Below are 12,233 nucleotides of genomic sequence, written 5' to 3'. Positions count from 1 at the left end.
TTCTTTCTGGAGTAAATCAGTATGTCGAGACCTGACGGTCGTTCACCGGATCAACTGCGCCCGGTGACCATCACCCGTGGTTTTAGCGAGCATGCGGAAGGTTCGTGTTTGATTTCCTGTGGTCGGACCCGGGTGTTGTGTACGGCGAGTGTGGAGGAGCGTCAGCCCCGTTGGATGCGTAATCAGGATCGGGGTTGGGTGACGGGGGAGTATGGCATGTTGCCGCGTTCGACCCATGATCGTTCATCTCGTGAGGCGACCAGGGGCAAGCAGGGTGGTCGGACGTTGGAGATTCAGCGTTTGATTGGACGTTCTTTGCGTTCGGTGACGGATTTGCCGAAGTTGGGCAAGCGGACGATTTGGATTGATTGTGATGTGTTGCAGGCGGATGGGGGGACCAGGACGGCTTCGATTACGGGTGCTTTTGTGGCGTTGATGGATTGTTGTCGTTGGTTGCAGGATCAGGGTCGGATTGGTGAGTTGCCGATCACTGATTTTTTAGGTGCGGTGAGTTGTGGCATGTTGGGTGGGGTACCTCTTTTGGATTTGAATTATGAAGAGGATTCGACGTGTGATACGGACATGAATTTTGTGATGACGGCGAATGGTGGGATTGTTGAGATTCAGGGGACGGCTGAGGGGGTTCCTTTTAGTCGGAAGGATTTGAATGATTTGACGGATTTGGCTGAGAAGGGGATTCAGGAGCTGGTTGCTGCCCAAAAGAAGGCGTTGCTGACGAAATAATGGTTTTATACTATTAAAAAAAGGTAGGGGTTTGGGGGAGTTCCCTCCCCCAAGGTTTGGATTTTGATCTAGATTTTGCTTCTAATCTTTTGATCTTGATTTTCATCCTTTGATCTTGATTTTCCAACCCCCCGGGGGATTGGGGGCGAAGCCCCCAAGGTCTTGATCTTGTATTTAAAAACCTTTCCCCTCCCCAAAAACCGCCCCCTATCCCTCTACCTTCACCTCCCCTTCTGCGCCCATAAGTGTCCATACTGCGATTTTGCCTCCCAAGTAGAAAATACCCTTCCGGAAGAACGCTATACTCACTCTCTTCTAAAAGAAATTCGCGCTTGGCGGCAGTGGCTGGCCACAGATGATCGTCCCTTGGCCTCAATTTTTATCGGCGGTGGCACCCCTTCCCTTTTTCAACCCGCCTCAATCGCCACTATCCTGGAGGTCATTTCCGACCAATTCGATCTTTTTCCTACCTGTGAGATCACTCTGGAGGCGAATCCCGAATCGGTCACCGTGGAACGTCTGTCGGGTTATCTGGAAGCGGGGATCAATCGCTTTAGCTTGGGGATTCAGGCTTTTTCTGATGATCGCCTGAAGCAGCTGGAGCGCCCCCATCGCTTGGCCAAGGCGCAAGCAGCGATTGTTGCTGCCAGGGAGGCGGGGGTGGATAATCTCAATCTGGACCTTATCTTCGGCACGCCGGGTCATACTTTGGAGCAGTGGCAGGGGGAGCTTTTCCGGGCGCTTGAATTTTCACCGGAGCATCTTTCCTGCTATCAGCTGACGGTTGAGCCTGGCACCCCCTTTCATGTCCGCAAGATGGATCGAAGGCTGCCGGAAGAGGAGATCCAGCTGGAGCTTTTCCAGGAAACCCGCTCGATTCTCTCTCATCATGGCTACCTGCCTTACGAAATATCCAACTTTGCCAAACCGGGCTATCCCTGCCGCCACAACGATCACTACTGGTTGTTTGGGGATTATCTGGGGCTGGGGGCTTCGGCTCACGGCAAGTGGACTGGCGAGGATGGCGCCACCCATCGTTCAGTCCATTCCGTTAGCCCGGAGAGCTACATGGAATCCATGGAAGCCGATCCCCCCGCCATCCCCCCCATGACCCCTGTTTCCCCGGAAGAGGCCGCCTCAGAGTGTTTGCTGATGGGTTTGAGACGCAAGGAGGGGATGGCACGCGCCCTTTACAGAGAGATCGCTGGGGCGGATTTGCTGGAGAGGAAGCCTCGGGAGGTGGAACGATTTGTTGAGGAGGGGCTTGTGAGGGTGACGCCGGAGCGGGTATGGCTGACGGATAAGGGGCTTCTGCTGGGGGATGGGGTGATGGTGGCGTTGGTTTAGAAAGGGAAATGATGCCAGTCCAAATTTATGTTTTTCAGACACTGTCCGAATCTTTGCAATTATTGGTCAGCCATTTCCGCATTTTCCTCCGTCTGGCTACCATACCTTTTCTGGGTGGTTTGGCTATCCATTTGGTCTTGGATCAATATGCCTCACCAGCAGGCCCTCCTTTCGCCATTGAAATCATAGGTGTGGTTCTCAGCGGATATCTTTATGTCGCCTTTGCCATCCCTTGGTATCATGTGGTGTTAAAGACTACCCCCACCCCTGGTGGATGGTTCCATCTTCGCTTTGGAAAGAGGGAGACTCAATATCTGGTGTTGGTGGTGTTATTTCCTTTGGTATTGGTGATGATCGTCCTCTTTGTATTTGCGATTTTCTCACTTTTTGTCTGGCCCAAATTGCCCCCCATCCCCTTTATCCCGGATGCACACATTATCTTTGCGACCGCAGCCAGCGTCATTTTTATCCTGCCGATATTTCGTTTTTTTCTGATGTTTCCCAAAATCGCCCTCGGCCAGGGGGTTCAATTTATCGACTCCTGGCGCTTGTCCCGTGGCAATGCCTCCCGACTGGTGCTAGGGATGGTGGTGATCCATTGTTTCTTTATTCTGATGGATGCATTGGCTCTCCGTTTTTTTTGGACGCCACCGGAATGGAATAGCTACTCCTTCAATCCCTTCTATGACGCCTTCCATTTTTTGCGTACCCCACTGGTCAACGGTTTTATCGGGCTGGCTTATCTCAAACTGAGGTGGACAGAGCAGGATGTGAAAAAGGCAGGCAGCGTGGTTTGATAGGGGGATGGAATATGACTTATCAGATTGGATCAATCTGAATGAGAGAGTTCTTCTTTTGAAAAGGAAAGCTGCTTGTGCGGTACATCCAGATCGGCCAGTGATAGAATCTTGAACCCTAACATACGTCCCGTTTCTTTTAAGCCGTTGTCATCCGAATAGATCGTAGAAGCTCCGGCAACTCTGCCAATGGCCAAAATTTGTCGATCAAATTTGACTTTTGCCCACGTTTCGCTGCTTCCTCCCTTTTTATCACCTTTTTTGATGGCCTTTTTTGTCATTTCAGCCAGTTCTATAGCGGCCATCTTTTCAAATGGAGTGATTTGAAAAGACGAATATTTTTCTAGACGTAGAAGATATTCATTGCCAGCAGCTTTAGCTCTAACCAGAACTTCACTTAGAGCTGGTGTTGGTATGATAATTTTGACTTTGTTTTTATCTAAGGTTTCAATTAGGTGATCGATTCGTTCACGTGCTTTTTCGACCGGAAGGCCTGTTGTCGGGTCATTCGGTATATTGGTGTTTTCATTGAGGAAAACAAGCAGTAAGGTGGAATCAAAAACAACCATCAACTCACTCCATCATCACCGTGTCGAATTCGATGTAACTCTGCAAAAGGATCTTCTATCTCATTCCATCCACTGCCAGGAATGGCTCTGAGTTCTTTCACCACTTCTGTGAGTTTCTTTTCCTCAAGCGGGTCGAAGCTATTGATCCTGAATTTTCTTAACTCCCACTGGCCCTCTTCACTCCGGAACCACCGACCTTTCCCCCAGACACGCAGTTCCGGCCCCATAATAAATTTACTAAGGCATTTAACCAGAGATAAACTGGCTACACAGTTATAAACAATATTTTCAGACTGCAATCCTACAGGATAAAGGTCGTTTTGGCCACCCAGCTTTTGGCCCCCCAGCTTGAAAACAGTTCCGTCCAGACTACCTTCCTGATTGAAAGGACCGTAAGTCGTGGGGGTAGGGGCTTCTCGTCCAGGGAATGGAATGATTTCCGCCCCCTCATTATTGGTAAGGCGTCCAGTCGTATTGTCTTCGCGGAGGAGTTTGTCAATGTTGTGGATGGCGTCCTGTGCGGCTTTGGGAGCGAGGCCAGCCTTGGCTTGTTCGATGTTGAACTTAACCTTGGGTGCCGCTTCTGGTTCGACCCATGGGATAAGTTTCGCACTGCCGGACTCCACTCCTCCAAAATGGACGGATTCACGCTCACCAAAAATCGTTGCCAAGTCAGCCATATACTCGGCAAGACGGGCCATGGGGATGGTTTCGGGGGTAAAGCCGTCGATGATGAAGCGGTATTCGTGGCTGTTTTTCATGAGTCGTCTCTCCAGACAGTCAAGTCTGTTTTTCCAGAGCCCTCATCCGGGATGGATGATATGGATCAGCCAAACGAATCCTTATGGAAGCAAATGAAAGACCAAACTCTACCGGAGACACGCCTAAACTTTTCAGGCTTGGCTGAAGAAGTAGGGCATGCCCCCTTTAGTATATGATCATAATACCTTTTGGGCGTTTATCCAAACTGAAACGACATCCTGGGCGTATCGTTCTCACTCCTCCTCAATGATATCCCCCCGCATGGCATCCTTGTGCGCCACCGGAAGGGCGCCGTTGTCGCCGTCGAAGGGGTTGAAGAAAAAACGTACGCTGCCAATCCGGCCATAGCTGTCATGCATGGTGTTCCAACCCTTGACGTGAAAAGGACACTCGTCGTTAAAACAGACCCGCATCACCGGGGTGCCAAAACCCAGGCCATCGGAATAGTCGTGGGAGGAGACCGCCCAAAGCGGCATGGGTTGGCCGCAATGGATACAATCCTTTTTTTCTACCTTATGCATGATGCCAGAACCTTCCTTAAAGAGTAGCAACGGGAGGAGCAGCTTATCAGTAAGCCGCTCTTCCAACGTTCAAGTCGTGTTTAAGTCGATGATCAGGTGCGCTCTTCTATCCAAGCCGGAACCGCCGCAAACGCTTCGGTCAGCTGTTCAGGCCGCGTGCCCCCACCCTGGGCCATATCCGGACGCCCTCCCCCCTTGCCACCCAGCTGGGGGGCGATGAATCGAATCAGATCCCCCGCCTTGATGCGACCAGTCAGATCCTTGGTGACCCCGGCAATCAAACTCACCTTGCCAGGAGCCGGAACCCCTAACAGTACCACGCCGGAGCCCAGCTGATCTTTTATTTTATCCAAAAGATCCCGCAACCCCTTGGCCTCCACACCCTCCACCTTGGCCACCAGCACCGGAATGCCTTTGATATCCTTCACTTGAGCCGCCAGATCCCCCACCAGATTGCCGGAAAGATCGGATTTGGCCTTATCCAACGCCCGCTCCAGCTCCTTTTGCCGAGCCAGCAGTTTTTGGATCCCCTCTACCAGTTGACCACCCGGCAGCTTCATCAGTTCCGCCGCCTGGTTCAAAAGCTGGACCTCCCCCCGTAACCCCCGACGAGCGACATGACCACACACACCCTCAATTCGTCGCACCCCCGCCGCCACCGCACTTTCAGAGAGAATCCGAAACAGCCCAATATCTCCGGAGCGCTGGACATGGGTGCCACCACACAACTCCATGGTCTCCCCAATGCGCACCACCCGCACCTCTTCGCCATATTTTTCCCCAAAGAGCGCCCGAGCCCCCGCTGCGACCGCCTCTTCCGGGGTCATCACCGTGGTCTCCTGAGGGGTGTTGGCGAGAATGCCCGCATTCACCCGCTCTTCCAGGGTTTCGATCTCCTCAGGGGTGAGGCCCTGAAAATGGGAAAAATCAAACCGTAGTCGATCATGGGCCACCAGGGAACCCGCCTGCTTGACGTGGCTGCCCAAGGTTTCGGTCAGGGCATGATGGAGAAAATGGGTAGCGGAGTGGTGCAGGCGAATGTTGCTCCGCCGCTCTTGATCCACCTCCAGGGTGACAGCATCCCCCACCGTCAGCTCCCCGGACTTGAGAAAGCCTTGATGGACCGTCAGATCCCCCAGGGGCTTTTGGGTGTTGGTGACCACAAAGTGGGCGGTATCGGTGGTGATGACCCCCTGATCCCCAACTTGCCCCCCCGACTCCCCATAAAAAGGGGTCTGATTGGTGAGGATGGCCCCCTTTTGACCCTTTTCCAGCCGATCAACGCGGGCTCCCTCCAATACCAATCCCTGAATGACCCCCGCAGCGGATTCGGCCACATAACCGAGAAATTCCGAAGGCCCGGTGGCTTCCCGCAGTTCGTGATAGAGAGCAGCGACCTTTTCGCCCCCCGCGCCGGACCAAGCCGCACGGGCGCGCTTTTTTTGCTCCGCCATATGGGACTCGAAACCCGCCATATCGAGCCCCACCCCCCGATCCCTGGCGATGTCAGCGGTGAGATCCACCGGAAAGCCGTAGGTGTCGTAAAGGGTGAAGGCGGTCTGCCCGTCCAGTTCATCCCCTGGCTTGAGTCCGGAAAGGGCCTCTTCGAGAATTTTAAGACCCGTGCCCAAGGTCAGGGCAAACCGTTTTTCCTCGTTTTCAATCACCATTGCCAGAATGCCGCTCTGGCTGGCAAGCTCGGGATAGGCCCCACCCATCAACGCCACAAAGACCGAGACCAGATTGTGCATGAAGGGTTTTTTCAACCCCAGCATCTGCCCATGGCGCATGGCCCGGCGCATGATACGACGCAGCACATAGCCCCGCCCTTCGTTGGAAGGCAACACCCCGTCGGCGATGAGAAAACAGGCGGCGCGAATGTGATCGGCAATCACCCGCAGAGAGACATCGGACTCCGGTGCTTGACCATAGGCGATACCGGCCACTTCAGCGGCTGCCTGAATCAGGGGCTGGAAAAGATCGGAATCATAGTTGTTGGTCTTGCCCTGAAGAATGGCCGTTATCCGCTCCAACCCGGCACCGGTATCGATGCAGGGGTTGGGCAGGGGATTGAGGTTTCCTTCGCTATCCCGGTCATACTGCATGAAGACCAGATTCCAGATCTCCACAAAGCGGTCGCCATCTTCATCAGCAGAGCCAGGCGGGCCACCGGGAATGTCGGGGCCGTTATCATAAAAAATTTCCGAACAGGGGCCGCAGGGACCGGTCTCCCCCATGGACCAAAAATTGTCGCTGGTGGGGATGCGCACCACTTTATCTTCCGGCAAGCCGACTTTTTCCCGCCAGATGGTATAGGCCTCGTCATCCTGGGCATACACCGTCACCAACAGCCGATCCACCGGAAGCTTTAGATTTTCGGTGACAAACTCCCAGGCCAGGGGGATGGCGGCTTCCTTGAAATAATCCCCAAAGGAAAAGTTGCCGAGCATTTCAAAAAAGGTGTGGTGGCGCGCCGTGCGACCGACATTTTCCAGGTCGTTGTGCTTCCCCCCCGCCCGGACGCACTTTTGTGAGGTGACCGCCCGTTTATAGGAGCGGCGCTCCTCCCCCAAAAAAACCCCCTTGAATTGATTCATCCCGGCATTGGTAAAAAGCAGGGTGGGATCGTTGTGGGGAATCAGGCTGGAAGAAGCCACCTGAGTGTGGTCGTGCCCCTGGAAAAAGGTGATAAACCGCTTGCGGATGTCGTCTCCGGTCATGCCTTGTCTACCTCAATATGGAAGCTCTCCCGACGGCCGGAAGATCACTCCAAAGCCCGCCGAATCGTTTCGGGATCAAAACCCCGACGGGCCAGAAAATCATACCGTTTTTTACGCTGCCTGGCTTTGGCGGCATAGCTCTTTCGAGGGTCGTCCATCCCAACACCCTCCTCTTGCCACTCTTTGGCCTCTTCCCCATCAAAACCAGCCACTGTCTCTTCAGGTTGGCTCCAATCCCCCTGGTGTGCAAGCTTCGGGCCTGATCCAAACCGTTTGATCAGCGCTTTTCTGGCGAGTTCCACCAAGTCGGCCTCACCCAGAAGATCGGCCACGACCTCCCTGGAGAGATTTTCTTCTACTCCCTTGTGTCGTAGCTCGGCACGGATTTTTTGCGGCCCCCACCCTTTCATCCCCAGACGATTGCGAACCAGGGATTGGGCATAGGCCCGGTCATCCAGATAGCCCAGCTCCCGACAGCGGTGGATCGCCAGCTGAATGGCTTGGGGATCCCTTTGGGAACGCAGGAGTTTTTGCCTAAGCTCCGCCTCACCGTGGGGCCTGCGACTGAGCAGTCGAACCGCCTGATCGTAAACGGGGCGGTAATCGGGCTCAATGGATTTTGAATCAGGGGCATCGGTTGGGTCAAAGTTTGAATCCGGCTGATCCAGGGGCGTGGAAGTCCATTCGGGCTGATCATCGCTTTGGGAGAGAGGCAACCGGGGTTTGGCGCCAGATCGTTCAGAGAGGCTTTTTTTGCTGGGGCCACCCCTTCGATCTCCCTTATTGACCATAGGGTTCCAGTTCGGTGGTGGTGGTGCTTTTCAGCTGATTGAGCAACGCTTCCAGGGCCTCTTTGAGGGGTGGATTGGTGGGGTCGGGTTCAACCCGGGAAGTGAGTCGATCCACCGCCTGATCCAGGGTGTCGAGGCCCTGCTCTTGGCGGAACGCCTCCAATTTTTGATACGCTTGGGGGGAGAGGGTGCGGTGGGCGCTTTCCAGCAGCTTGCGTACGGCGGTTTCCGTGGAACCCTTGCCTTCCCCGAAAAGTTGGTCCCGATAGGCCTTCAGGATCAGACGTGTCTCTTTGGAAAGAGCCACCTGGGTGGAGCCTTTGGCCCGCTCGAACTCCTGAATCCGGAGTTCCTGGAACATCCGCTCCCGGGTGGATTTTTTCAGGTGGCGCCGGATCCAGGCTGAAAGGGCCGTGATCGCCGCTCCTTCAGGGTCGATCTGGTCGGGTATGGCCTGAAATCGCTCTACCGGCGTCGGGGAAAAGTGCCACTCGGTGCCCATCTTTTGGTTGGCATATTCCAGTATGAACTGAAAATTTTCAGCGGTGACCTCTGTAACCTCTTGTTGGTTGAGCGTAGCCATGCTGAAAAAGCCTTTTTGCCGTGTGAACACTGAAGATCGATGGCCCCAATACCTGCCACTGATATCGGTCTTCCCTTCTCCAGGCGTTTTAAGCCTGGGCAGGGTGGGCGGGGGGTGACTGAAAATCACCTCTTCCACCCTCAGCGTCACCGCCATTCATGGTGGAATCCCATCTTTGCGGATCCAAATGGCGTCAGTATATCGTCAATCCCCCCAGTTGGTCACCTATTCAAAATGATTTATATGACCACTCGGTTAAAAATATTGAATGGCTTTAACCCCCCTCCCGGCTATCCGTTCAGCCCCTTTCCCAATTTCATTTGATCCATTATGCCGGGCTTGTTTGGATCAATCCTGAAGGTCTTCGACATTCAATAAACGCTGCCCACCGCCCAAAGGGAGGCTTTGGATAATGGCATTTCGAACCACTTTTCGACCCAGCTCAACCGCCGCCTCCAGGGAAAGCCCCCCAGCCATCCCCGCAGCAATTGCGGATGTGAGCACGCAGCCGGTGCCGTGAAACCCTGCTCCGGGCAGGCGGGGGGCGGAAAAAGAGTGGCTGCGAGTACCCCGTTGAAGCAGATCGACCACCTCCTCCCCCGGCAGATGTCCCCCGGTGATCAGCACACTACAGCCGTAGGTCGCCAGCTTTTGTGCGGCTGGTTTCATCTGGGCCAGATGATCAACCGGCAGACCGGTGAGGCGTGCCGCTTCGGAAAGATTGGGGGTTATCAGGGTGAGGCGAGGTAATAGTTTTTCCCGGAAGAGATCAAGCCCCGGGCCATCCAGCAGGGTGCCACCACCGGTACCGGCCAGAACCGGATCGGCGATCACGGGCAGATCGGCATGGCGGTCCAGGAGATCAGCCACCATTTCGACAATCCCCGGGGTGGCCAGCATGCCGATTTTGATCACATCCGCGCCGATATCCCCCAAAACCGCTTCGATTTGGGCCTGGACCAATTCCGGATTCAGGGGCACCACCCGATGGACCTTGGCGCTATCCTGAACAGTCACGGCGGTGACGGCTGTGAGGGCATAGCCGCCCAAGGCGGTGATGGTTTTCAGATCCGCCTGCAATCCAGCCCCGGAGGTGGGATCAGAACCGGCTACGACCAAAATACGCCCCACTTTTTGCGCTTCCCTACCAGTCATGGTTGTCTTCCCCCGCTTTCAGTGTGTAGTTTGTAGCGATGATCATTTTAACAGGCGCAACACCCCCCCGGAGCGAACGCCATCGTGATCGGGGTGTAACCATCCGGATTCAAGGAAACAAGGAAACAAGGAAAAGCCAAAATGCCAAAAGTGCTGATTTCCGACAAGATGTCTCCCAAGGCCGAAGAGGTTTTTTTGGCCCGGGGAGTGGAAGTGGACTACAAGCCCGGGCTTACCCCTGAAGAGCTCAAAGGGATTATCGGCGCTTACGACGGCATCGCCATTCGTTCCGCCACCAAGCTGACCCCGGAAATTTTGGAGGCGGGTGAAAAGTTGAAAGTGGTGGGCCGGGCCGGTATCGGGGTGGATAACGTGAACATCCCCACCGCCACCAAGAAGGGGATTATCGTCATGAACGCCCCCTTCGGCAACACCATCACCACCGCCGAACACACCATCTCTCTCGCCCTGGCCGCCGCCCGCCACATCCCCCAGGCCACCGCTTCCACCCGGGCCAACAAGTGGGAAAAGAGTCGCTTTATGGGGCGGGAGCTTTATCGCAAGACCTTGGGGATCATCGGTACCGGCAACATTGGCGCTCTGGTGGTGGAGCGGTTTCAGGCCTTGAAAATGCGGGTGCTGGCTTACGATCCTTTTATCTCCAAGGAGCGGGCCGAGGATATGGGGATTGAGCTGGCCCCCACCCTGGAAGAGTTTTGGCCCCGGGTGGATGTCCTGACGATACACACCCCCTTGACCCCCAACACCCGTCATGTGGTCAATGCGTCGGCTTTTGAGCAGATGAAGGAAGGGGTGATTGTGATCAACTGCGCCCGAGGGGGGGTGGTGGACGAAAAAGCCCTCTACGACGCTCTGAAGTCGGGCAAGGTGTTTGCAGCCGGGCTTGATGTGTATGAAAAAGAGCCTGCCAAGGATAATCCTCTTTTTGAGTTCGACAATGTGGTTTTCACCCCCCACCTGGGAGCCAGCACCAAAGAGGCCCAGGTGAATGTGGCGGTACAGATCGCCGAGCAGATTTCTGATTATCTGCTCAAGGGCAGCGTACAAAACGCCCTCAACATCCCTTCGGTCTCCGAAGAGGAGCTTCCCGCCATGCGTCCCTATCTGAACCTGGGGGACAAGCTCGGGACGACTCTGGGGCAGCTGACCGAATCCGGCGTCAAACGCGTCGTGGTCTCCTATGAAGGAGAAGTGACCCAGCTCAATCGCAAGCCCATCACCAACACCATCCTCAACAGCCTGCTGGCACCCATGCTGGAGACCGGGGTCAACATGGTCAACGCCCCCGTCATTGCCGAGGAGCGGGGGATTGAAGTGGTGGAAACCACCAAAAGCCGCTCCAAACGGGGCTTCACCGCTCAGATCAACGTCACCATCACCACCGAAAAGCGGGAGCGGTGTATCTCCGGCGCGGTGTTCCACGATGGTGAGCCCCGGGTGGTGGCCATGAACGAGGTCCCCATCGAAGCCACCCCCGAGGGGAACCTCCTGTTTATCGCCAATCAGGATACGCCTGGCTTGATCGGTAAGGTGGGGACGATTCTGGGTGAAAATGATATCAACATCGCCAACTTCCACCTGGGCCGCCAAAAAGCAGGGGGACGCGCCATCGCTTTCATCAACATCGACCAGGATGTGCCCGAAAAGGTGATGACTGCCTTGAAGCAGCTGGACAACGTGCTGGAGGTGAAGCTGGTTCGGTATTGATGGACCGCTGCTATCCAGATTGAGTTGATCAGGTTTGAGTTGATCAGCTTGAGTTGATTAAAAGGGCTTCCTTTGGGAGGCCCTTTTTATTTCTGTTTTCCGGAGAGGGATTTGGTTCCTGGTTTGGCTTGTAGTTTTGGAATGGTTGCATATTGACAACCATTTTTGATTTTAGTATAGCAGTTCTATCTCAAAATTGAACACTCTTCCCTGACTCGTCATCCCCGCGAAGGCGGGGATCCAGGCTGGGATCGGGGCGGGGTGGGACAGCTACGGCCGTCATCCCCGCGAAGGCGGGGATCCAGGGAGCTGACGATTGCCCTCAAGGAAAAACCAAATCTTCAAGAAAATCCAGTGTTTTGCTGAAAGTGAGGCAAGATTTAGGAAAGGTTTGCACCACCCCCCCTGGATTCCCGCATTCGCGGGAATGACAGAAAAAGTACAGCGGCATATGTCCAATTTTTGATTTGAATTGCTATAGGCTTATCCCATGGGTAGAAAGTCCCATCCCCACAA

At 54.6% G+C, this 12,233-nt stretch carries 11 protein-coding genes; 4 read left to right on the top strand and 7 right to left on the bottom strand.

Annotated features, from left to right (window positions below):
- Positions 1-21 precede the first annotated feature (21 nt).
- The 3 genes from rph (at position 22) to HQL52_00620 (ending at position 2,888) form a co-directional block, all read left to right on the top strand.
- A complete protein-coding gene (gene rph, locus HQL52_00630; protein ID MBF0367940.1) occupies positions 22-744 on the top strand; it encodes a ribonuclease PH in 723 nt (240 codons plus the stop codon).
- Between the two features lie 168 nt (positions 745-912).
- Positions 913-2,091: a radical SAM family heme chaperone HemW gene (hemW, locus tag HQL52_00625; protein ID MBF0367939.1), complete on the top strand. Its 1,179-nt coding sequence runs from the start codon at positions 913-915 to the stop codon at positions 2,089-2,091.
- A 191-nt stretch (positions 2,092-2,282) separates the two neighbouring features.
- Positions 2,283-2,888, top strand: a complete 606-nt coding sequence (locus HQL52_00620) for a hypothetical protein (GenBank protein MBF0367938.1) — start codon at positions 2,283-2,285, stop codon at positions 2,886-2,888.
- Positions 2,889-2,920: 32 nt separating this feature from the next.
- Here HQL52_00620 and HQL52_00615 read toward each other — a convergent pair whose 3' ends face one another.
- From HQL52_00615 to thiD, 7 genes are all read right to left on the bottom strand, one after another.
- Complete coding sequence (locus HQL52_00615) at positions 2,921-3,457, bottom strand: hypothetical protein (GenBank protein ID MBF0367937.1); 537 nt, start codon at positions 3,455-3,457, stop codon at positions 2,921-2,923.
- Positions 3,457-4,218, bottom strand: a complete 762-nt coding sequence (locus tag HQL52_00610) for a hypothetical protein (protein ID MBF0367936.1) — start codon at positions 4,216-4,218, stop codon at positions 3,457-3,459. Before HQL52_00610 ends, HQL52_00615 begins: the two co-directional genes overlap by 1 nt.
- A 234-nt stretch (positions 4,219-4,452) precedes the next feature.
- Complete coding sequence (locus tag HQL52_00605) at positions 4,453-4,740, bottom strand: hypothetical protein (GenBank protein ID MBF0367935.1); 288 nt, start codon at positions 4,738-4,740, stop codon at positions 4,453-4,455.
- A 92-nt stretch (positions 4,741-4,832) separates the two neighbouring features.
- The gene (alaS, locus tag HQL52_00600) at positions 4,833-7,460 is read right to left on the bottom strand and encodes an alanine--tRNA ligase (protein ID MBF0367934.1); all 2,628 of its coding nucleotides are present in this window, start codon (positions 7,458-7,460) and stop codon (positions 4,833-4,835) included.
- A 44-nt stretch (positions 7,461-7,504) separates the two neighbouring features.
- Positions 7,505-8,251 (bottom strand): regulatory protein RecX, encoded by a 747-nt coding sequence (locus HQL52_00595; GenBank protein MBF0367933.1) that lies wholly within the window; start codon positions 8,249-8,251, stop codon positions 7,505-7,507.
- Positions 8,241-8,834 (bottom strand): hypothetical protein, encoded by a 594-nt coding sequence (locus tag HQL52_00590; GenBank protein ID MBF0367932.1) that lies wholly within the window; start codon positions 8,832-8,834, stop codon positions 8,241-8,243. The genes HQL52_00595 and HQL52_00590 overlap by 11 nt, the downstream gene beginning before the upstream one ends.
- A gap of 348 nt (positions 8,835-9,182) precedes the next feature.
- Positions 9,183-9,989, bottom strand: coding sequence for a bifunctional hydroxymethylpyrimidine kinase/phosphomethylpyrimidine kinase (thiD, locus tag HQL52_00585; GenBank protein MBF0367931.1), 807 nt, complete (start codon positions 9,987-9,989; stop codon positions 9,183-9,185).
- Between the two features lie 141 nt (positions 9,990-10,130).
- On the opposite strand from thiD, the gene HQL52_00580 reads away from it, so the two are divergent.
- Positions 10,131-11,717 (top strand): phosphoglycerate dehydrogenase, encoded by a 1,587-nt coding sequence (locus HQL52_00580; protein MBF0367930.1) that lies wholly within the window; start codon positions 10,131-10,133, stop codon positions 11,715-11,717.
- The last annotated feature ends 516 nt before the right edge of the window (positions 11,718-12,233 follow it).

The organism is Magnetococcales bacterium (genome assembly GCA_015232395.1).
Taxonomy (GTDB): Bacteria; Pseudomonadota; Magnetococcia; order Magnetococcales; family JADFZT01; genus JADFZT01.
The sequence above is the reverse complement of the archived record's forward strand: the minus strand, read 5'-3'. Positions and strand labels throughout refer to the sequence as shown.